The 23,437-nt window shown below is 41.6% G+C and carries 17 protein-coding genes and 3 pseudogenes; 5 read left to right on the top strand and 15 right to left on the bottom strand.

The window, feature by feature from the left end; genetic code table 11:
* Positions 1-13: 13 nt before the first annotated feature.
* The 5 genes from TX85_RS05160 to TX85_RS05140 form a co-directional block, all read right to left on the bottom strand.
* Positions 14-1,666, bottom strand: a complete 1,653-nt coding sequence (locus TX85_RS05160) for a type 2 periplasmic-binding domain-containing protein (protein ID WP_044478035.1) — start codon at positions 1,664-1,666, stop codon at positions 14-16.
* Positions 1,667-1,702: 36 nt separating this feature from the next.
* Positions 1,703-2,602, bottom strand: coding sequence for a carbohydrate ABC transporter permease (locus TX85_RS05155; RefSeq protein WP_044478034.1), 900 nt, complete (start codon positions 2,600-2,602; stop codon positions 1,703-1,705).
* A gap of 254 nt (positions 2,603-2,856) precedes the next feature.
* Positions 2,857-3,762 (bottom strand): ABC transporter permease, encoded by a 906-nt coding sequence (locus TX85_RS05150; protein ID WP_233500613.1) that lies wholly within the window; start codon positions 3,760-3,762, stop codon positions 2,857-2,859.
* Between the two features lie 504 nt (positions 3,763-4,266).
* Complete coding sequence (locus TX85_RS05145; protein ID WP_044478033.1) at positions 4,267-6,537, bottom strand: AraC family transcriptional regulator; 2,271 nt, start codon at positions 6,535-6,537, stop codon at positions 4,267-4,269.
* 192 nt (positions 6,538-6,729) lie between these two features.
* Positions 6,730-8,016, bottom strand: a complete 1,287-nt coding sequence (locus tag TX85_RS05140) for a Gfo/Idh/MocA family protein (RefSeq protein ID WP_044478032.1) — start codon at positions 8,014-8,016, stop codon at positions 6,730-6,732.
* A 148-nt stretch (positions 8,017-8,164) separates the two neighbouring features.
* On the opposite strand from TX85_RS05140, the gene TX85_RS05135 reads away from it, so the two are divergent.
* On the top strand, positions 8,165-9,037 hold the full coding sequence (locus TX85_RS05135; RefSeq protein ID WP_044478031.1) for an AraC family transcriptional regulator: 873 nt from the start codon (positions 8,165-8,167) through the stop codon (positions 9,035-9,037).
* Here the strand turns inward: TX85_RS05135 and TX85_RS05130 are convergent.
* Positions 9,019-9,861: an AraC family transcriptional regulator gene (locus TX85_RS05130; protein ID WP_316244871.1), complete on the bottom strand. Its 843-nt coding sequence runs from the start codon at positions 9,859-9,861 to the stop codon at positions 9,019-9,021. The genes TX85_RS05135 and TX85_RS05130 overlap by 19 nt on opposite strands.
* Positions 9,862-10,008: 147 nt before the next feature.
* Here TX85_RS05130 and TX85_RS05125 point away from each other — a divergent pair, with 147 nt between their 5' ends.
* The 4 genes and pseudogenes from TX85_RS05125 to TX85_RS28145 all read left to right on the top strand — a co-directional run.
* On the top strand, positions 10,009-11,139 hold the full coding sequence (locus TX85_RS05125) for a glycoside hydrolase family 88/105 protein (protein ID WP_081671643.1): 1,131 nt from the start codon (positions 10,009-10,011) through the stop codon (positions 11,137-11,139).
* A gap of 19 nt (positions 11,140-11,158) precedes the next feature.
* Positions 11,159-11,374: a hypothetical protein gene (locus TX85_RS05120; protein ID WP_044478030.1), complete on the top strand. Its 216-nt coding sequence runs from the start codon at positions 11,159-11,161 to the stop codon at positions 11,372-11,374.
* A gap of 239 nt (positions 11,375-11,613) precedes the next feature.
* Complete coding sequence (locus TX85_RS05115; RefSeq protein ID WP_044478029.1) at positions 11,614-12,324, top strand: hypothetical protein; 711 nt, start codon at positions 11,614-11,616, stop codon at positions 12,322-12,324.
* A 205-nt stretch (positions 12,325-12,529) separates the two neighbouring features.
* Positions 12,530-13,270 (top strand): annotated as a pseudogene (locus tag TX85_RS28145) (IS5/IS1182 family transposase); the annotation flags it as partial.
* On the opposite strand, the pseudogene TX85_RS27290 reads toward TX85_RS28145, so the two are convergent.
* The 9 genes and pseudogenes from TX85_RS27290 to TX85_RS05065 form a co-directional block, all read right to left on the bottom strand.
* Positions 13,269-13,533: pseudogene (locus TX85_RS27290) on the bottom strand (alpha/beta fold hydrolase); the annotation flags it as partial. The pseudogenes TX85_RS28145 and TX85_RS27290 overlap by 2 nt on opposite strands.
* A 149-nt stretch (positions 13,534-13,682) precedes the next feature.
* Complete coding sequence (locus TX85_RS05100) at positions 13,683-14,711, bottom strand: hypothetical protein (protein WP_044478026.1); 1,029 nt, start codon at positions 14,709-14,711, stop codon at positions 13,683-13,685.
* The gene (locus tag TX85_RS05095) at positions 14,704-15,207 is read right to left on the bottom strand and encodes an RNA polymerase sigma factor (RefSeq protein ID WP_044478025.1); all 504 of its coding nucleotides are present in this window, start codon (positions 15,205-15,207) and stop codon (positions 14,704-14,706) included. Before TX85_RS05095 ends, TX85_RS05100 begins: the two co-directional genes overlap by 8 nt.
* A gap of 222 nt (positions 15,208-15,429) precedes the next feature.
* Entirely contained in the window at positions 15,430-15,882 is a 453-nt protein-coding gene (locus tag TX85_RS05090; RefSeq protein WP_044479816.1) for an OsmC family protein, read from the bottom strand.
* Between the two features lie 580 nt (positions 15,883-16,462).
* Complete coding sequence (locus tag TX85_RS05080; RefSeq protein ID WP_044478022.1) at positions 16,463-17,248, bottom strand: hypothetical protein; 786 nt, start codon at positions 17,246-17,248, stop codon at positions 16,463-16,465.
* Between the two features lie 87 nt (positions 17,249-17,335).
* Positions 17,336-17,487 (bottom strand): annotated as a pseudogene (locus tag TX85_RS28050) (DUF255 domain-containing protein); the annotation flags it as partial.
* 296 nt (positions 17,488-17,783) lie between these two features.
* Complete coding sequence (locus TX85_RS05075; protein ID WP_044478021.1) at positions 17,784-19,025, bottom strand: hypothetical protein; 1,242 nt, start codon at positions 19,023-19,025, stop codon at positions 17,784-17,786.
* On the bottom strand, positions 19,025-20,794 hold the full coding sequence (locus TX85_RS05070) for a P-loop NTPase fold protein (RefSeq protein ID WP_044478020.1): 1,770 nt from the start codon (positions 20,792-20,794) through the stop codon (positions 19,025-19,027). The genes TX85_RS05075 and TX85_RS05070 overlap by 1 nt, the downstream gene beginning before the upstream one ends.
* Positions 20,795-21,835: 1,041 nt before the next feature.
* Positions 21,836-23,437 (bottom strand): protein kinase domain-containing protein (locus tag TX85_RS05065; protein ID WP_044479815.1); only part of this gene is annotated, 1,602 nt, incomplete at its 5' end.

Raw genomic sequence — 23,437 nt, 5'->3', positions numbered from 1 at the left:
TCACCCTCCCGGATTAATTGTACTGCCCCGCGTCGATCGCTTTCTGCTTCTCGTCGAGAATCTCCTGGTAACCTGCGTTAAGATAAGTCTTTTTGGCCGCTTCGTAGGTCGCATCGAACTCTCCTTCAGGAGACAGAACACACTTGACATACAGCTCCTGAAACAACGAGTTCAGGTCGGCCTTGTATTCGTTGACTTTCTCAAGAACGATAGTGAACAAGGCGTCCGGCGTGCGGTATTCTGCCGTCTCATCATAGTACTTCAGCATATCCTCGGCCAGATATTCATATCCTGGAGGCGCCCAGTTGCGGATATACGATTTCCGCGTCAATTCCGGGCTGGCGTATTCAGCCATCTCCGTGACAAGTCCCCAATAATCCTTGTTATTGTTATTGGACAGCTTCGATTCACCCGCAAAATCGGCTGCCTTTACAGCGATGCCATCACTGTCGAGCGTGTAATTCTGGCCCTCGACACCATTTTGCAGGAAGAAGAGATTATCCGGCTGGCTCATCCATTCGAGATACATCCATACTGCCCTCCGTTCCTCGGCCGAGGATTCATAATTTATGCCCATAATGAAGCCGAAGGGCCAATAGGCGCGTCCCTGAGGCTGGAAGCCTTCCGGAACGCTCGCCGTCGGAGGCAGCACAGCGAACTCGGCATCCGGATTGTTGACGAGCGTAGCGGATATAACGTCTGTATTGCTCGTAAGATAGAAGGCGAATGTTCCGGTCTTGCCGGCTACGAACTCCGCTTTTGTCTTTGCCTCATCATTGCGCAAATAAAATTCCTTATCGATCATTCCGTTGTTGTACTGATAGTTCAGATTGCGAAGATAGCGCTCGGTTGCCGGAGACGTCAGGTCGGCCACACTAAGGTCAGAATACAGCGCCCGTTCTTTTCCATCAATCGGCCAGTCCCGGAAGGCATAGTTGAAATTATAGTTATTTTGCAGCAAGTTGCCGCCGCCAACGCCGAGACCCGCTTCCTTCCATTTTGCCAGCATCTCGTTAAATTTCTCCAAAGACGTCAAGTCCTCGACTTTCATCCCGGCCTGCTCTACCCAGTCCTTCCGAACGAGTGTCGTGAAGTTATCCGCAGAAGGGCGATTGGCAAAGAAGAAGACTTTGTTTCCGTCCACACTGCCGTATTTCTCTATGGTTGAACTCATATTTTTCCAATAAGTCGGGGCATAGTAAGCAATTTCGTCATAATCAAGCTCTTGCATCACTTCTTCTCCGTAATAGGCCAGTGCTTGCGGCATGTCATAATGAAAAATAATGTCCGGTGCCTTGTGCGAAGCAAGCAATTGTTCATAGTCCGTAACCTCGCTCGTGCGGGTAATCGGAACATATTTAACATCGATGTTGTACTTATCTCCGAACTCCTGCTGAACCCAGCGGGTATAGTAGTTGTCGGTGACATTCCAGCCTTCGAACGCACGCTCGTAGACCGGGATTTCCAGCATGACCTTCTCGGGAAATCCTCCCGAGTAATCCTGATAATCTCCCGATGAGTTAGCGGAGTTGGCGGTCGGCGTATTCGAATTTTTAGAGCTGTTATCCGAATTGGAGCTGGAATTGTTACTGCCTGTACATGCCGACAGAACACTGATTGCTACGAACAAAGCCATGACGATCGAGAACATTTTACTTTTGTTCATCGTTTTCCCCCCGTTTTTCAAATGATCTTGCTTCAGTTATTCCTTAACTGCACCCAGTAAGACGCCTTGGACGAAATACTTTTGGATAAACGGATATATGCAAAGGATCGGAAGCGTCGCAAACACGACGCACGATGCCTTTAAAACCTCGGGATTGCTAAGCTGAACCTGTGTCGCCTCCAGCTGGAAGCTCTCGCTGGCCTGAATGACCAGATAATACAATTTGAGCTGCAGCGGCCGAAGATCCACCGCTTGCTTGATGTAGAATAAAGCATCCTGATACGCGTTCCAGCGGCCAACGGCATAAAAGAGCGATAACGTTGCAATAATCGGCTTGGAGAGCGGCAGGACGATGCTCCACAAGATGCGGAAATGGCCTGCCCCGTCAATTCTCGCCGACTCCTCAAGGCTTACCGGAATACTGCTTGAAATCGAGGTCTTCATGATCAGGAAATTGAACGCGCTGAACGCCTGCGGCAGAATAAGCGCCCACAAGGTGTCGAGCATGCCGAGTTGATTCATCAGCATGTATTCGGGAATAATGCCGCCGCTAAAGTACAAGGTGATCATGAAGATCATCGTCAATGCGGTGCGGCCCTTAAGCTGCTTGCGTGATAATGGATAGGCCGCGCAGACGGTGATGATCATGCCGAGAATCGTAAATGCAACCGTCACAATCACCGAGACATAGAGGGAACGAAGGATACTGGCATCGGCAAAAATCTTGCTGTAGGCTTCAAATGTGAAGCCGCGTGGCAGGAGAATCACCTTGTTCGCGATGACAAAGGCGTCTGAGCTAAGCGATTTGGCAACGACATGGAGGAACGGCAGCAAGCATACCAGCGAGGCGATGATCAGCGTGAGATGAATCAGCACATCCCAGGTGTCAAAGCGTCTATTGCGATGCACGGTGAGTAAATTGCCCGAAGACTTCAAGAACCCGCCTCCTTTCTTTGATAGGTTGTTCAAAAAGTCATCTTCCCAGGACGAAGCTGTTCCAGGAGTACATTCGACATCGAATCTTGAATTCAGCCGGGCCTTCCGTTGCTCACGTAGATCTGTCTACGCTCCGCTACTCAGTCCCTAGCTTCATCCAACCTTCTTGGTCCTGTAAACCCAACTTTTTGAACTTTCAATTTAAGGGCTGTAATCAAAATCAGTTCGATTAGGTTTAGTTATAATACTCCCTCTCATAAGAGTCCGTCTTCTCCTAGCTTTTTGGCGATACGATCCGCCAACAGCACCAGCATGATTCCAATCAGGGACTGGAACAATCCGAGCGCCGTGGCCCGGCTGAAGTTCCCGCCCTCGATCCCCCAGCGGTACACCAGTACCGGAATCGTCGTTGTAAATTCTGTTGTGGCTTTATTTTGCAGCGCATAGATCCGTTCGAACGAACCCTCCATGACCCGTCCCAGGTTCATGATTAACAAAGTCACGATGGTCGTGCGGATCGACGGCAGAGACACGTTCCATACCTTCCGCCAGCGGCCTGCGCCGTCCACGGTTGCCGCCTCGTACAGCTCCGGATTAATCCCGCTGATCGCCGCAAGATAAATAATCGTTCCCCAGCCCATACTCTGCCAGACGCCAATCGCCAGATAACTGATCAGCCAGTTGACATCCTCCTGCAGAAACGGAATCCGGTTTCCTCCCATCATCGCGATCACATTGTTGACCACGCCGTTGCCCTCGCTCAGCAGCTGATAAGCAATTGCGCCGATAATAATCCAGGACAGAAAATGCGGCAAATAAAGCAAGGTCTGGTTGATCCGCTTGAATCGGATGTTTCTTACCTCATTAAGCAATAGGGCCAGTACGATCGGCATCGTGAAGCTGAAGACAAGATCAAGGCAGTTCAGCAGCAAGGTATTGCGGACAGCGCGGCCAAAATCATGCTTGGCGAACAGCTCCCTGAACACCTCGAATCCGACCCACTCGCTCCCCCAGACGCCATGGGCGATTTTGTAATTCTTGAACGCCAGCACAAGGCCGGACATCGGTCCGTATTTGAATACAAGCACAAAAGCGATCGGGATTAGAAGCATCAGGTAGAGTTGAAGGTCCCGGCGAAGATAAAAAGCGAGCCTCTTCACTAGTGTCTCTCTGGTATTTAGGGGACTTTTGACTTTTGAAGCGCTTTCAAGTTTCAGAATCTCACCTCCTAACGCTTGGGGCTTCCTCACCCCGTCCGAATCATTGTGGAGAACCATGGGGGAGGCTGTGTCTCATCTTACCCTCCGTTTTCGCACCGGTAAATCATGAGTTTTGATTCTATTTGTCATTTTTGATTGTTGCTTGATGTAACGGGAATTTTGCGGGTGAACATAATCAATATTGAATGCTATAAGCAAAATTGACTACTTCGACTATATACGTTGAACTATTGAATTTTACGTTTTGAGGGCAACGAGTGAAGTGTGCTTACGATCGCTGTTGTTCGCGGATTTCTCTAATTGAACTAAGATATTATAAGGTTGAAATCCACTCACAAAGGCGAACGCTTTCGCTTCTTCAGCACACTTCAATCTTATGCCCTTTCTACGTAGTTTATATAGTTCAACTTATATAGGCAGCCTGCCACTGCTCATTTATCTCATTTACGAAGTGTTCGTCTTGGCGGATCTGTAGCTGCTCGGCGCCATGCCCTCATATTTGCGAAAAAACCGGTTGAAGCTCTGCACATTGTAGTACCCGACTTCGGAAGCAATCTGGGCGATGGTAAGCGAGGTTTCCAGCAAGAGCTGCTTCGCCTTTTCGATTCGCAACTGATTAATGTAATCGATCAGGCTTTTCCCCGTGAGTTCATATACGATTCTCCGCATATAGGAATAACTGATGCCGATTTCCTTGGCCATATTTTCGAATACGATTTCCTCGCAATAATGCTGTTCCAGGTAGCGGACAATTCGTTCGCCATGCCCTGCTTCACCCTGATTCCGTGTGAGGTATTGGATAATCTCGCCGAAGAAGCCGCGCATGTATTCCTCAAGCTCGTCAAGCGTATCCAAGGAAGCAATGGCGGAATACATATTTCCCCGCCCCGTGAATATCCGTTCCGTATTAATGTTGTTTTCTCTGAGATGCTTGATGGTGACGCTGAGCAGTTGGTTATAGATATACATGATATTATCGTAAGAGATATATTCGGCCGAAAGAATTTCCTGCCGGATCACACCCAGCTCTTTATAGATGCTGTCCGGATCACCGGCGTTCAGAAAATTGAGAATCCTCCTTTCGCTGAGCGAGGGGTAGACATATTTCCTGCTGCTATGTTCCGTTGCCTCTCTCCAGAAAATAATTCCCCGGCTTCCTTCAATCATCCTGTACTTGATCATCTCCATAGCCTCAGCCGCCCGGTCAGGAATATTCCCGTTCAAGGCAGCCGGACTGCTTACCCCGATCGTCACCGTATGACCGAAAATGTCCTCTGCCATGATTCTCACTGCTGCAAGAGCAGCGTGAATGCCATCGCCATTCCGGCCAGCTTCTTCCTCTCCATAATTAATCACCATCGCAAAATAGCCCTCGCCCTGATAAACGCTATAAGCGTGGATACCCTCCGGAAATAAGCCCTCACATTGGGCGTTGAAAAGATACCGGTGATAGCTCCGGGTCTCCGAATTAGCCTGGCGCACATAATTCCGGTATTGGTCAATCGAGACGATGGCGATCAGGCAATGAGGCTCGGGGAACATGCTCACAGCCTGTCCCGAAACCTCGCCTTTCAGGAGGTTATGAATGGCTAGGCTGCGCGTATCCCGTTCACGCTGGCGCAGCAGCAAATGAAGGCCTTCCTCCTCCTCCTGCATCCGCCGAAATGCCGCATCGAGGAACGCAAGCTCATTTCGCCCCGATATCCCCAGATTGCCGCGTGCGCGAACACTGTGAACCAGCCTGCGCACCGGCTTGGACAGCCAGGTGGCCAGAAAGACGGACAGCAAGGTCCCGACGAAGAAAATAACGACGGTCAACAGAAGGATGCTGCGCTGCATCGCGCGAGTCTGGGTCATTAACTCATCCATCGATGACATACTCACATTCCACCATCGGTACCGCTCTGAAAAGGACCAGGCATACAGCAACCGCTTATCATCCTGCTCATGAAATGCATATCCCTGCTTGATCCCTTGATCCAATATTTCTCCGACAAACGGCAGCTCTCGCCCATTGGTGAGCAATAAGCCTTTATCATCATGCGAAATGATCGTTCCATCCCGTTTCATGAGCACGAATCCGTGCTCACCGGGCTCCGACGACCGCAGATAATTCTCAATCTGGCTTTCCCGCAAATTGACGACGATCATGCCCCGTGTCGTGGTCGATAAACGATTCAACGGCAGCACATACGAGATTACGTTCGTCCCCGAGCTTAATTCCCGGGGAACCCAAATCCCTCCGATCCCTATCCTTCCGATCAGCGCCTGCTCGATCCAATCGATCGGCTCATATCTGTCCAGCGTCGTAATTCCTTTGTCCGTGGAAATGACGTAGTTCGCTCCTTCCAGATAAAAATAGGTAGAGTACACGCCATCGACTCTGTGATTCAGGTTCACCAATTCATTCAGCACCGTAAGGGCGCTGCTCATGTTGCCATAATTCTCTCCAAGCTCGGCATAGGTCTCGAAATTTCGGATCCGGTCATAAATATGGGTCGAAGACAGCCTTACGGCATCCTGTGCCAAATTGTTCAACGCATTCTCATTCAGCTTCCGGTTCGCATTCAGCCCTGCGAGCGCGGATTCCGCAATCTCAAGCTCGGAATTCCGCAGGATCTGCGCTCCGCTGTACCAGGTCAGAATGGACAACGGAATCGCCATGACGCAGAACAGAATGAGTGCCAGCTGAAGCAGCATCGGAATTCGTTTCATTGCTCAAAGCCCCTCTTTTCCCGTTTGAATTCGCTTTCATTTCAATTTATATGAACTATTTCAAGTTAATTTAAATATATTTCGCCCTGCGTGCATTATCAACCATTTTTTTACACAAAAAAAACCGCCCGAAGATATGTATCAGGCGGTGGTGAAACGACTGTTTTCTATTATTAATTGTGGGTTAGCGAATTAAAACTTGACCAGATCATCCACCCTGACCGCCTGGCCTGTTCGAATCGAACGATTGGCAGCGATCCCGGTAAGAATGGATCTTGCTCCATCCACATGGTTGGCAGCTCGGTTAAATCGGTCCACGACTGGAATGCCAAACATATCTTGAAGTAAAATCGGATCTCCTCCACCATGGCCCCCTTCCCCTTCTTCAACCTCAACCTCATAAGGCGGCTTCCACATCGGATAGACTAGAATACGCTTATCCTTCAGCGCACCTTCCAGCGCTTTGTCTCCCCCGGAGTTGACATATGATTGCTCCACAATCGTCATCTCCATTCGCCCTTTGCTGCCGTTAAAGGCAATACGGTAGCCTTCCCATGGCATATACGCATTCAAGGAATATGTCAAAATCGCTTTATTCTTGTATCGAACAATGACGCCCATCGTGTCTTCAATGCTGATCCCGTCGCCGAATACACTTTGGTCGCGCCGGTAGCCGTCCTCATGCTCTGCATCCAGGTACATCGCCTTCAAGTGCGAATTCTCATCCAAATGCAGTGCGAAGGGATCGTCCTTGGCGTTCGGATTCCCTGTGGCCCGCTCGTAAAAGCTGGTTACTCCCCGCTGCTCAGCGTTCTCCCTGCCATAGAATAGCAAATCCCCAAAGGCAAATACCTCATCCGGCTGCGAGCCAATCCAGAAGTTGACCAGATCGAAATGATGCGTCGATTTGTGAACAAGCAATCCCCCGCTATTCCGTTTGTCCCGGTGCCAGCGGCGGAAGTAATCCGCACCATGCATCGTATTGAGCAGCCATTCAAAGTGGATCGAATGCACATCCCCGATCACCCCATCCATAATGAGCTCGCGGGCTTTGGTATGATGCGGCGCATAGCGATAATTAAAGGCGACTCTTACCTGGCGCCCCGTTCGCTTAACCGCATCAAGGATGTCCTGGCATTTGTCTTCATCTACAGTCATCGGCTTTTCCGTAATGACATCACAGCCAAGCTCCATCGCCCGGATGATATAGTTGTGATGCGTGCGATCCACGCTGGTTACGATAACTGCATCCGGCTTTTCGGCCTCAATCATCTCATCGAACTGCCCTGCAAGGTAGGTCCGCACCTTAGGATAGCTGTACTTTTCTTCAAGAAGCTGGTTGGCATAGTCCATCCGTGTCTGATTAATATCACAAAAGGCAACCAGCTCCGAAGTCTCACTGAATGGCTTGGCAATGGCAGAATAAAAAAACTCCGCGCGGCCTCCGGTTCCAACAAGCACATACTTTTTCTTGTTCATGTTATAGCTCCTTTTGAGTTTATTTCTTCATTGGTAACTTAACACAATAAAGAATTGTTTTCTCCGCTTTTAAAGCTGATTTTCTTTGATAACCCGCTTTTTTTGTCATATGATAAAGGAAGTAAGTATTTCGTTAAGGAGTGTTCTCATGAAGCTTTCCCATTTTCCTGACATCCTTCGATTTGGACATAAAAATGACCCCTTCTATCTGGAATTCGATCGCAGAAGGGGCCATTATTCCATGGCGACAGATCATTACCACCGGGAGTATGAGCTCTATTATTTATTCAGCGGACAGCGCAACTATTTTATCAAAGATGATGTCTACCAGGTACAGTCAGGCGATCTTGTATTCATCGAGTCGAATGCCGTTCATAAGACGTCCGACTCGGATGCGCCAAACCATGAACGAATCGTACTCTACTTCGCACCGTCCTATTTCGATGATTTGCCTGCAGAAGAAAGGGACTTGCTCTTATCTCCTTTTCTCCAGGAATTTCCGCTGCTGAGACTTAACCTTCAGGAGCAGTTGCAGCTCGAAGCCCTGTTTCATACCCTGCTCACAGAATTGAATGAGCAACAGCCCGGATATCGCTTACGCATCTCTCATATAGCAAGTGAATTATTGCTATATACGGCACGTAGCTTCCTTAAGCTCGAGTCGCTGCCGAAGCAGGAATCCTCCTCGGTTCAACGCAAAATTTCAGACGTTGTTCGTTATATCAATCTTCACTTTGGGGAGCCGCTTGAGCTGGATGAGCTATCTCGTCATTTTTTCATTAGTAAAAGTTATCTGAGCAGAATGTTCAAGCAGGTCACTGGTTTTGGCTTCGCCGAGTACGTGAATCTCACCCGCGTAAAGGAAGCGGAGCGATTGCTTCGTGAGACTGATCACAGCATTACCCATGTGTCTGAGCTCGCCGGCTTCGATAACTTTTCCCACTTCGGGAAAATGTTTAAAAGGCTGACCGGACTGACACCCAGGGCTTATCGGGAGTCCCATCATCCCTTCTTCCGATAATACAGCGGCGCCTGTCCTGTCACCTGCTTGAATACCCGCCCAAAGTGAGTGATACTGCCAAAGCCAACTTTTCTCGCGATCAGATTTACTTTCATGGAGGAGTTCTCTAGCAGTTGCTTCGCTTCCTTCACGCGCACATGGTTCAAATATTCTATAAAAGTAAAGCCTGTCGCTTCTTTAAAGAATCGGCTCAAATAATAGGGACTGATATAAAATTTCTCCGCCACCAAGGGGAGTGACATGTCCTGCATGTAGTGACTGTTCATATACCTGACTACTTCAAATATTCGCTCATATGCCGCCGGGTTTTGGACTTCCGTGGAATCTGCGCTGCTGTTCAATAGATGTCTGCTGCAAAGGATGAGCATCTGGAATACAAGGGTTTGAGTATACAGCTCAAATCCAGGGTTACAGTCCCGAATTTCCTTGATGATGCTCCGTGACAGCTCCTCGATCAGCATCGCCGTTTGCGGAGGGAATTTTAGAATCAGATACTCATGGTCAAGCAGTCGATTGATGAAGTCCGGGGATATTCGATCCGCCCAAGCCAGCTCCTCACTGTGGATATTGATTACCAATCTTTCATATTGTGATGTGTTCGCATCCGTGGTCCGGTGCAGCACATTCGGGCCGATTATGATGATATGCCCTTCATCTACAACCATGGTCCGGTCCTTAATAAAGAACCTTCGCTGGCCGGACATTAAGTAGAAGAATTCATAGCTGCTGTGTAAATGATTAATCTTCATATGATGGCTGCTCGCCTTCCGGTAAGAGACCGAGAAGGTGGTTTGTGCATTCACATAATTGATCTCTTCCATCATCCCGCCTGCCTTCTATTCCAACCCTTTTCCCCATCATAATTTACCGCTCAATTTAACGCAAGATATAAGAGGTTTCTGGCGATAATCGCAAAAAATGTGTATTTTCTTGTGCTATGATGGGTTCAATTCCAAGGAGGTTAGGTACAGATGAACAATTACGGAAATCGTTCGTCGTCTTTGAGCCCATCAGATACGATGCAGCGCTCTCCAATCGAGTGGGCGGAGCTGGGATGTGAAGCGCTAATGAACAAGTTTAAGCCAGAGGAGCTTCCTCCCGACCGTTTTCATTATCATCAGGGCGTATTTCTGTCAGGGATGGAGAAGTGCTGGGAAATCACTCAAAACCCTGCCTATTACCATTACATCAAGAGCTGGGTCGACAGTAATATTCGGGCGGACGGCAGCATCAGAAAGTACAATTCTACGGAGCTGGATGATATACAGCCTGGGGTGCTTCTTTTTAATTTGCTTGAGCAAACCGGGGATGACCGATACAAAAAGGCGCTGGACGAACTCGTGTCGCACTTTGAGTCATGGAAGACCAATTCTTCAGGCGGGTTCTGGCATAAAGATCACTATCCGAATCAAATGTGGCTGGATGGCCTGTATATGGGCGGACCAATTGCAACACTGTATGCGAAAACATTCGGCAAAGACGAATTCTTTGACATGATCGCCGCACAAGCGCTTTTGTTAGAGAAGCACACCAAAGATCCCGTTACCGGCCTGCTCTATCATGGCTGGGACGAGACCAAAGCTGCGATATGGGCTGATCCCGAGACGGGTCTGGCCCCGGAGTTCTGGGGACGCTCGATTGGCTGGGTTCCTGTCGCCTTGCTTGAAATGCTGGAGCATAACCCGGCGGAGCATAAGGATCGTGCTACCTTGATCCAAATCCTGCAAAGTCTGCTTGAAGCCGTCGTAAAATATCAGGACACCGCTACAGGGCGCTGGTATCAGGTTGTCGACAAGGGACATCTCGCTGACAATTGGTTAGAGAACTCTTGCACCTCCTTATTTGCTCAAGCTATCGCAAAAGCGGTAAGACTTGGATTCCTTAGCCCGGATTATTTGGAGTATGCGTGGAAGGGATATCAAGGTGTGATTGATACCCTGACCTTTGATGAGCATGGCGGACTTGTGATCGGTCAAATCTGCATCGGCACCGGCATCGGGGACTATGCCCACTATATCGCCCGCCCTACCAGTGAGAACGATCTGCATGGGGTCGGCGCTTTCGTGCTGATGTGTGTGGAGATGAGTCAGGCTCGAGGGTAACACGAGGAAGCTTTCCTGTATGGTTGAAGCGGAGTTTATTAAATCGATAGCAATCCAGAAGATGCCCCTGGAATTATCGAGTCCACTGAAGAACTCGCGCTTCTTCACATGGTGGTTAGATGCACAACAAAAAGAAGACATCTTTACCCAGATATTGGGTTGGATGTCTTCTTTCTTTGTCGTTATTCGGCTCCGTTTCCCGTTTCGCTTACTTGTGCCGTTAGATAATTGTTAAAGTGCTCAAATACAGCGAGTCTCTATTTTTTGATTCGTTTAATGATAAATAATACTAAAAATATAAATAATATAAGAATGACTAAAAAAACAGTTATTGTTCCCAGACCAATGATACTTCCAGATGTATTCATCCCATTAACCTCCTAAAATTTGAAATATTATATTTACAATTATATCATTTTATTGGATAATTGTACCTAGTATATATACCATTATAATGGAAAGGTTGTGAAAAAGATGAAATTAAGTAAAGGTTTAACTTCATTCTTGTCACTAAGCTTATTTCTAACATTGATTGGTGGCGGTACAGTTTCAGCAGATCAAGAATCGAAAGAGTATATTAATGGTTTTGAAGTAATTAGTACTACTGAAGAAGCAGTTGTAAAAGATAATGGCGATGAAGTAACAGTTACTATCAAAGAACTAAATGCATCGAAAGATGATCTTGAACAACTAATTAATGATCTTCATCAACAAGGAAGAAATATCCTCCCTTCATCTCCCCCTGAAGTTTCAACCTTTGCTCTGGGTTCGGGACATTTTAAGGGGTATGGAACTTGTAACTTAAATTATACAGATATACAACTTTGCTCTTATGCAGATTTTACAGCAACGCAAAGAGCAGGCGGACTTGGCGGTTTCGCATTTAAAGGATTTATTACTGCTATAGCCGCTATAACTGATAATGGGGGAACCACAATTTCAAACCATAAAGCTATTCCAAGATTGAGAGTTATGGGATATGGAATAACAGCAAAAGATAATATCTTTGTTGCTGAATGGAATTTCAGATCACCAAATAGTAACTATATAGAAACTTATAATTTCGATGAGATAACACCTGGTTTCCTTGCTTATGCGGAGTTCTGGGCAGGTGCAGACTTCTCTTGGAAGCTTCACAGCAATTCGTATAGTACTACTGTTTGGGCAGAGCTTACGGAGTTGTAATAAGAAAATTTGTATATTTAAGATGAAGTGGAAAAGTAGAGAAAAGGATTCTAATGTTCTCGTAGATAATTTAGTACAAACAAGGACCACAAAGGAATATTCCCTTGTGGTCCTTGTTTTTTGATCGTTCAGACATTTGTGCATATGTCTGAACGGCCATTCCTGATATTCGGCCATTTTTCGCACAAAGAGCTGATTATCCTACGTGGAACAGTTCCAGCAAACTCTGGTCTTAAGTGCATATATCGAACTATATAACTTGGTTGTGCCGAAAGATAACGTGTTGCGAATAATCAATGAGCTCGTTGATTTTTCCTTTGTATATGAAGAGCTAATACAGAACTACTGTTTGGATAATGGTAGAAACGCAATCAACCCGATTCAGATGTTCAAGCACCTGTTGCTTAAAAACCATATTTGAATTGTCTGATGCCGACATCGTCGAGAGTTTCGACTAAAAGACTTGAAACCTACTCGACATGTTGGTTAACAAGACGGTAGAAATCGCAATCGAAAAGGGAATCATCCAATGCAAAGCCATCCATCGTCGATGCGACACATACAAAGCTCACTATAATCGGATGTCTCCGCGAGAAATCTTGCAGGACGTTCCCGAAAACTAAGAAAGGCCATATACAAGGTTGATGAATCTCTCAAGGCCAAGTCCCCAACAAAAAATACGAATGATGTGCTGGAGGATGAAGTTGCCTACTGCCAACAACTTATCAAGATTATCGAAGCTGAGAGTGGAGTCTGTGCGCTACCCAAAATAAAAGAACCTCTCAACCTGCTCAAAGAAACGGTCACAAACGACCTTGAAAATCTCTGGATATCAGAAGATCAGGATGCAATGGTCGGTCACAAAAGTGTGGATTCCTCATTTTTTGGCTACAAAACGCATATTGAAATGATAGAGGAACGAATCATAACGGCGGCTGTTGTCACAATCCGTAACCAAATGGCTCAATCACTACGACTTTATAATTCGGGGACAGCTCTTCTATGAGTGGCTTAAAGTCAAGTGCGTGCGCCGCTGTGCCAAAGCCAGGCAGAATCACAACGGTTTCTTCTCCTTGACCGTGAATGTAAACATTCATTTGTTTCCCGTCTACAGAGACGTGCTGACCGTATTGCTCCATTCTTTTCTGTTCTGAATGACTTCTGATTTTGTCGACCGTACACGATAGCAATAAACAGCAGGATCGCTAGTCAAACTCATTCGCTCCTGTCGTTATCTGTTTGCTGGCGTAGCAGACCGCTAATGCAAGTCTAGCCAATCAAGATGTCCTTTCCATGACGACAATATGAACTGAATATGAACTAAACAGAAAAAAATAAAATGGATCAATGCAGGAACATCAGTTATTAATCGGTATTTCCTTATCAAAAAAGACGATTGATACGATTTCCTTGGTATTGATTACATTTTCAAATGTTTTAACCGTAAATAATTGCGTGCCATTTTCCATCAAATGCAATCCGTTAAACAGGTTTGTCGTTTCCGTCGTACCATCCTGGTATTTTATCGTGACCGGAAAGTTATCCAAGTGTTGATTAACCCCAATTTCCTTTAAGGATCCGGCAGCTTCGTAAATATCATCCATTGAACTGCTCTCTAGCTTTAATGAAATTGAAATCGGTGAAATGGAGATCGTTTCTAGTACAGCCCCGTAACCAAACATGTCAAGGCTTTTATTGACGTTATAAGGGGTAGAGTACTCCTTGAAATCCAGCTTGAAATCTGTTTCCCAAGCGTCCGGTATAACCGTTGTAAAAATGCCTGGATACGGATCTGCCGCTTGTAGATCCTTGAGCTGGAAGTGCACGTTTTGACCGGCTATGGAAGTTTTCGTTAGGATGCTCATAACCAGGCTAATTCTATTGTCACTGTGATCGCCATCGTCAAGCACTTTAAATTCTACGCCCATATAATCCTGATTTGTTGGAATGTCGTAATTTAAAAATCGGTACCGTGCCGCATCTAATACGGTACCTTCAGGTGCAATAAAGTCCATTAAGATATAGGTCAGATTACTATCGCCGAGCACTTGTTTAATATGAAGCGTCCCATTCTTGTTGTTCACCTGTTTATCAACTACATAAGCGCCATTTGACAAATATTGTGCTTGCTCTTGATTTACCGGATTAAGAAATCTCATAAACACATCATCTAATCCCATATATGCCCCTGCAAGAGCAGTTGTGGATAAACAAACTATCAAGATAGCAACCAATAAGGCGGGTCTTAAACGTTTTGAAAAAGCATGTCCTGTTTTCCCTTTAACTCCATCCCTGCTGTGCACTAAAATATTTTGAAGCATTTTTTCTTTTTTTTCGGTATTTGGCGTAAGGGCTTCGAAAAGTCGATTGATATTTCTGCTACTCAAGGAAATTCCCTCCTAAGTCAATTTTGAGGCGCTTACGACCTCTGAATAGTTGTGTTTGAATCGTACTTTCTTTGTAGCCCAACATCTCAGAGATCTCTTTTACGGTGTACTCCTCAAAATAGTACAGATATAAAACGGTTTTGTATTTTTCAGGGAGTGAAAGCAGTCTTGCAAGCACGTCTCTTGACGGCTCATCGCCATTCCAGGAAGACGCCTCAGGTAAAGCGTCTAGACCAACACGACGGGTTTTCCACCAGCTTTTAAGAACATCTTTACAGTGATTTCTGGCAGTTACCGTCAACCACGCTTTTTCATGCTCGAGGTCATTGAACATCTTTTGATATTTGATCAGCTTTAGAAATACAGATTGAACAGCATCTTCTGCATCAACAGGATTCTTCAAATAGATATAGCACAGCCTGTATACACGATCTACATGTCGTTGATATAGTTCAGCCAATTCTTTATCCGTACGCAATAAAGAATTATTCTCCATTTTTTCTCCTCCTGCATATAACACGATCAGGGACTCGAAACAATCTCATTACCGTCCGTAAATTATTTTACAGTACGCAAGGAAGCAGCGTACTAATATGTAGAGACGGCAGGAGAGACCTCCAGAGCAACAAAATAAAGCCGGAGCGCATGACCAATTCACGCTCCGGCTTGTTCTGAAGTTATAGTTCCAATTACCTCTCCACTTCACCAATCATCATCCTCAGTTAGCCCCTGCCTTTACAATACTAGGCTGTGTTTCTATGGATACATTACCTGCTACGGCTCTGGAGATCATGCAGGACTGTTCGGCCAAATGTGCGAGCCGCTCTGCTTTTGTAAATTCAGCTTCGGTTGTCTCATCCTTGAGTACGATCCGTGGTTTATGAATGATCCGTTCGTACGTAAAAATATTATCCGTTACATCGACTGTCGCCTCAGACTCTAGTGTCAGTTCCTGGGGTGTAATACCCGCACGCTCCATCATCGCTGCCAGAGTGATCAGATAACAGGTCGATGCTGCTCCCAGCAGCATTTCGTCAGGGTTTGTGCCTGTTCCCGGACCGCCCATCTCCCGCGGAATCGATATAACCGTTTTTAATCCGCCTGCATCTATATGTCCTTCACTGTTACGTCCACCATTCCATACTGCTTTCAGATGAAAAGGATGTTTCATAATGCTCATTCCCTTCGTCTTCTCCAATTTAGAAACCAGATACTGTCTATAGTTATTCTTCCATCAAAAGATAGCGCTCTCGCAAGGGAAATTTTGCAACAATGCAAAAAAAGAGAGAGCTCGTACTTAGCTTATACTCCCCCTTCTATTTAATCCAATCACAAGAGGCTACAACACTAGCTTTTAAACAACTACCTGATTTTATTCAAGACAATCGCTTTCCGCATTTCGTAACGGCTTCTTATCTTCTTTTATTCTACATTCAGATTGAACTAGTTATCATTTCTTCCCTGAAGAACATCTTTTTCCTTCAATAAGGCAATGGCAGGCTTGACCCATGATTTATAGATTTCTTATGTAATATACGTAACACAAAAGATATCAGCAAACATAGATTGCTACATACTGAATTATCGCGATATTTCGACATTTTAGGGTATCCAATTAACTCACCAAATCCTTTCATCCAATACATGCCTAGTCTCAGTGAAAACAAAACTAATTAGTTAATGTAAATTACTTAAAAAATATGTACAAGCAGCTATAAAATAACCTTAATTGAATTACTAATTTAACTTGCTTATGTCACTATTAGATCGTTCTTCTTATTCTTTATAAACTGAATGAAAGAGATGAGTTGTACGACTAAAGATAGAACTGCGAGTTTTATTTCTAGTATGCTCAAAACCGGACAAATAATGATGACAATAGTTAAAAACCAACTATATCCTCCTTTAATTCTTAAACTTTGTTCTATCCATAGCGAAATAATTACCATCAACAAACATAGGCTAAAAGATGTCGAGATAAAAGCAATTAACCAGATTACTCTGTCAATATATTTATCTGCTTGAAAGAAGTTAAACAGAAATCCGATGGCAATTAAAATAGTCATGAACAATACAAGAATCGGTTTCAATGGTCTAAACAACCTAGCAACTGCATCAAACACATCCGAAGATGTTTCTGTCACAAGTAGTTTATTCCGTTCTTTTTCAAGTTTTGATGTTTCAGCCTTAATAAAGGCCATTAACGTTCGTAATATCGAAATATCTGCTCGTTCATAATAATCCCGAATCACCTTGCGGATATCTTCAGTAAAGTAGGCGCCCGATTCACCTAATCTGGTATATAAATGATGAATTGCTAAAGGATCATCTTGTCTATTAATTACTTGAGCTGCTGCCGCTTCTACAGATGAATATAAATCCATTTTCTTTTGAAGTATTACTAATTTACTCTTTTGATCAGCTTCCATCATTACCTTAAATTCTTTGTATAACCATACTAGAGCAGTAAATACAACCGTTATTACTAATGACCAACCAGGCTGGGTCTTAAAGTAATCAAATATTTGCTGCAGCATTCAACACTTCACCTCTATTCTTCCGATTTGAAAAAAATATTCTTATGAACATCCCATCAATGAGAGGTAGGTATGGGACAATAACTTGCTGTACCCCATAGATAAAGAAGACGGCTTTTTGTCGCGCTTGGCGACTTCAAAAGCCTCGTCAGACCAAGGGAACCAGTTCATTGGGTTATGTGCATGTTGCAGCAAGTACGGCGTTTTCCTTGGTTAAATCTATTGGGTCTTTGTGAGTTATCATGGGGTAACCTAGCTAAAGACTTTTGGAGTTTTTCATTATTTTACCTTACCCTTCAATTATATTGAAAACCGATTTCTAAACAGTCGTTATAGATTAATTCAATAATTGCGAGATACCAGAATGCTTAGTTTTAGAAAGAAATTGTGGCAAAACAATTATTGAATTTAGTAAAACAATAAAATAACTTTTTAAAAGAAATCTTATATTCGATACCTTTATTTTTAATAAGATTTAGATGCTTTATTTGAATTTACTGTACAAAACAATGTAGTGAAAATTTTCAACAGCATCCTAAACAATCAGTTTTCTAATTATTTTGAAATAACTAAAAATGATGCTCATAAGTAGAATTTTTATATGACTTCCAAAATGTTGAATATTTATGACGTGCGCTACTTTATTCATATTCAATTCCAAGTACCTATTATTTTCACCTAAGCAATAAAGGTACTCTTCCAAATCTTCTTTAAATATATTTATTGTACGAGCTAATTTATTCTCATAGTATGACAGATCTTTCAATGCTTCTGATCTAATTACTCTGGCATTCGTGAATTTATGTTTATAAATTTGATTATGATTATCAAAAAAATAATTACGACATTTCTGTAATTCGTAATTTGAACTTACATCTAAAAAAATTCGTTTTTCATGACCCAATATACCTAGGTTATAACTGTAAAGTATATTCGAGACAGTTAGATTTGACTTTCTAATCATCATTTCCAACACAGGGTGTTTAATTATACCCTTTTTATATTCTGCCTTTAATTCAGCAAATTTCAGATCTTCTTCTTTAAATTTCTCCAGACAAACTACTGATACGTCCCTTTCCTCGCTAAAACCACCAAAATAATTATCTTGACAGATTTGGGGAGTTCCTCCAGCAAAACGATAGGAAAATCCTCCCGCTATTTCTTTAATTCGATGTTCAACCACTCCCTGTTTATCTCTTTGAATAATATTAATGTTATTAACAATCTTTTTTTGAATTTCTTCAAAAAGAGATAAGTAAGGAACTAAATAACGCTCCATTCTAAATACTCTAAATGTGAGATAAAGATAAGTAACATAAATTGCAGGAGCGAACACGATATAGACAACCAATTTTTGGAATTTTTCATCCGAATGATTGTAATAATCAAAAGTAGTTTTTGAAAAAGAAATAATATCTGATATTGTCATATTAACAGCATTTAACAGGATTAATTCATTACAAAAATGAAAAGCAACCAAAATAAAGAATATATCAATTACCTTCACTCTAAATATTTGACGCACACTTGTTTTAACATAATGCTTGAATAAATTGTAACTAAGATATGTATTTAATTTAGGTACACGTATTATCTCACGTTTTGTTCTCTGAGATCTTCTTTTTGGCTTTCCTTGCAAAGGTAGGATGATTATTTCTTCGATGATGGAAGTTAGTCTCCACAAGAAGAATAATGCTATTTTTAATAAAAAGAAAAATAATAATTTCATAATTACATAACAGATTATTACATATAAAATCAACAATATTGTTTTCATTAAAACTCCCCATATATTTTTTTATCAGCTTGTTCAAGTATGAATTGCAAATTCTTGTTAATCGGTTCATCATCTGTTTCAATTAAAATAACCTTAATATTATTTTCCTTCATGAAATTTAATAATTCTGCTTCAGCAGGGGGACCTTCATATGAAAAGCTACATTCTTCAACAAAATAAATTATATGACCGATGGGTTTTTCCAAAATTAATATAGCCGAGTAATTTTCCACTTCGATACCATTGAAATCTGAAATTTTCTTTACCAAAATAATATTTTCGACACTTCTATAATTTGTTTCGATCATTCTAATAAAATGTTCAAATCCCTGATAATCTCGCTCTACTATTTTGATCGGATTCGATTTGATTTTTAATATGCTAGTATTGATTCTATGGTAATCTATCAGTTCCTTACCAGGATTTATTTTCTCATTACACTCAATAAAATGTGGATTGTGTAATTTAGTCTTTAGCTCAATAGTGCTTTCTTCTATAGTTGAGCTATCTTCTACTTTAAAATTATCATTATTTTTGATTATATCTAAGAACGATAATGATAAAATCTCTGGAGAAATAGGAATATTATGATTGTTGAACTTTTCACGAAAAACTTCAACAACTTGTTGCATATATAATTTTTTACGGTAAAAAAGTAATTCAATAAAATCCTTAACTATGAATTTACACTTATCAGTAATGTAAATTGATTTGTATCTGCTAAATTCTGGAATTTTAAGTAGTTTGAAGTATAAATCAGCCTTATGCATAGTGTAGTTATTATAGTCGTCCTCAAGATAATTAAATGTGTTAATTTTTCTAATTACTCCATTAGTTAAATAAGCAGCCTTGTAGCACTCAGACATGTTCTTGACTTGAAATTCACGGTATAAGTAATTTTGTATATCTTCTAAACTAAAAGTTGGTAAGTAAAATAGCCTAGTAAAATAAGTCTTCAAACCATCATCCAAATCGCTGCTAAATACAATATTTTGATATTGGTTTTGGTCCACAACAAAAAAACTAATCAAATGAGAATTTATAAATAGATTTTTATACTTTGAAAATAATTCTTGAAGAAAAATATCCCCTTGTTTATCAATCTCATCAATTACAAGAATCAGTTGATAATTTTCAACTGCTAACCGCCGTAACAAATCAGACAGTTTATCAACCAAGATAAACTCGTCATTTCTTACCTCCAACTCAACTAATTGCGAATTTTCAATAGAAGCATTTTCCTCTTCTTTATTTTTATATAATGATTCTAGCCCAGTTGATAAGTTAAATAATTTGTCTAATAAAGTGAAGCTAACTGTAGCCTTGTCATTTTGAGATTTCTCGGATAGATTGTTGTGTAATATTTTATTGATACTAATTTGACTTTTTCTATCAATATTTTTATAAGATATTTGTTCTTGTAATTTTAAAATTTCCACTTTCAATTGCTCAGGTATTGAGATTGAATCAACGATCTTTACAAGTTCTTTAATGAAAAAGAACAGAAAATTACCAATCTCAATAAGCTTGTTACAATCTAGCTTTATTTTTATAATATCCTTCTCATTGAATTTGGCACAACACAAGTTTAGAAAGGAGGTTTTACCCGTTCCTCTAAAGCCACCTAGCAAATAACAACCGTGTAACTTATCTTGAATAATTTTAACGATATTCTTAGACAATTGGTCTATATCTTCATTCGAATGGAAAATATGGAGTTCCTCTCCTATCAGAGGCTCGATCAAAGATTTTTTATAATTTCCTATCATATTTGATTTTTTCCTCCTATTTATATAGTAGTGTATATGCAATTAAGAACAATCTGTAATTGAGTAATTGTAATTATCAATCAGTATAGACAAACTATAAATATTACTTAGGCTTATTTTATATGTCGAATACTAAATCAATAGTTTTAGGACTAAAGACTACATTCGACAAAAAGAGGAATTAACCTCCTATTAGAAACTGTATATTCAATTTGACTTTTCTCTAATTATTATTATACTAATGGCCCTTATTTTGAAGATTATCGATAGCAAATCATCAACTCCACCCAATTTCCTTTCCCATATAAACAATCCCCTCCACTAGCTTCTTCAATGCACTATTCTTTTCCTAACAAGTCACTGCTTCATTCCACAACTCCCTAAACTCACTTATTCGATCATATATCTGCTCCACACTAGGATAATACCTTTCATCTACTACAACCTTCCGAAAATTCTTCAACTCTTCCTCCAGCTTCTGAATCTGCCTTGACCGAACAGCTTTCGCTCTAATAACACTTGTTCCGTTATCATGTCCTCTTCATAAGATTCATGCAGCTCATCCAATGCCGTTTCTGCCTCTTCAACTCCTGCTCTTTGACATCAATAATGATTGTGTATCATTACCGACTGCCATGCATTTCAATCTCCCGCAAAATGTTTGGATCAACATGGATAATCCGGTCATACAGCTTCATGAACTTTAAGCTCTTCAGGCTGATGCCCAATACTTGTCTGCTCATTTTCACTTTTATGCTGTTCTAGCATTGTTCGTTTACCTTCCTGTCTAACTGATTGCTTCCACGGCTATTTCTAACTGAAATCCTATTCTTATTTACCGTCGCGTTAACTCCTACAAACTGGTATTTTTCTTGAGTCGATTTTATCAACATGCTTGACTCTCATACACCATTTCTTCCGCTTAATATAGTAACTATTTTGCTATTTAACTTCATTGTAAAAGGCAAAACAAAGCCTATAGTGAATTTCTACACTACAGGCTCATAAAGCTTGATTTAAATGATTTTCGTAGATACCTCTTTAAACGCAATATCGATAAGAATAAACAGAACGACCAGATATTTTTTCGATTTCATATATCTCGTATCCATCCATTTTTAATAGCTCATTGACGCTCTCTTTAACACTTTGCCAATCACTTTTCTCTGAGCGCACTAATGGATGAAACATTTCACATAGAAACTTAAGCAACACCTCATCGTTACCGGCTTCTAATCCGAATCTTTCATCGTGAAAAACCCAATTATACTCATAGTCCTCATTTACCACAGTATGACGTAAAATTTCTTCTTCAAATGTTTTTAAACGAGAATCTCCAGTTGGCATACTCTTTAAGTCATACAATCGATTGAGAAATGTAACACAATTTCTTCTACCATAATAATAAAAAACACGTTCAGGTTCTTTAAATCCACCTGACTGTGAAAAAATATATGCATTACATTCATCATAATAACGTTCTGATAAGTAATCAAAAATTGCTTCTCTTGTTATTTCGGTAATTCTGTTAGGCGTCATAACAGTAATTTGTGAATTGTTTATCCTTTCTGGTGGATGCAGAATGGCTAATATCTCCTCACAAGATTGATAACGATCACTAGGATCACTAGTCAAACACTTAAAGATTATTTCACTTTGAAGTTCTGTGGCATTTCCAGATGTTAATAAAATCCTTCGAGCATCGCCCCCTGCAGGAGATCGTCCCATCAAGAGATAATACCAAATTGCACCGACAGAATACAGATCGCTTCGCATATCACGTAATTTAGGATTGATCATAAGTACAGGGTCGGTATACTGCCCACCGGCTACATTTTCTCCTGTTTTTGTTAGTTTTGTATGATTTTCATTTTCTAGGAAGGCACTGATACCAAAATCTATAATTTTAAACTTTCCATCCTTTGTGACCATAACATTACTAGGCTTTAAATCCCGATGGATAACACCCATTTTGTGAGCATAATTTAAGCCGTTTAGTAATGCAGTAATAGGTTTTATAGATCGTGTAAAAGAAACTGTACCATTTTGTGATATGAAATCTTGTAATGTATAACCTTCCACAAGTTCCATTCGAATAAATGGTTTTCCATCTATGCGGCCTATATCATATACTCGGACAATATAATCACTATTTAATTGAAACAACATCTTTGCTTCTCTAAAAAACCGTTTTTCTCCTTCTATATTTTCATCGTTAGAAACAAATACAGGCTCAAAAATTTTGATTGCAAAATCGATGCCCAACAATTTGTGATGGTATTTATATACTACTCCGAATCCTCCATTACCAAGCTGTTCGCCTAATTCATATGCATCAATATTCAATTCAAATTTGTCTATGTCACTGGATTTAATTTCTAAATATTGAAAGATCGGTTCTAATTCTTGATCAATAAAGTTCCTGCGTTCTGCATAGCCCTCAAATTTAGCTTGCATAGCTCTTCTAAAATCTGAGCTAGAACGGCTCAAACGAATATATGATGGTAACATCATATTGAGTCGATTATCGGATGATAAAACTTTTAAGTCTTCTCTAAAGTCTGCATCAGGATATTCTCCATTTGTAGCTTTTGCAAGCAAACCTATTTTCAATCGCTCGGCAGCTTCTAAAAGTACTGAATT

This window comes from Paenibacillus antibioticophila (assembly GCF_000455265.1).
GTDB classification, from domain to species: domain Bacteria; phylum Bacillota; class Bacilli; order Paenibacillales; family Paenibacillaceae; genus Fontibacillus; species Fontibacillus antibioticophila.
Note: the sequence above shows the minus strand (reverse complement) of the source record. Positions and strands in the feature narration are given on the sequence as shown.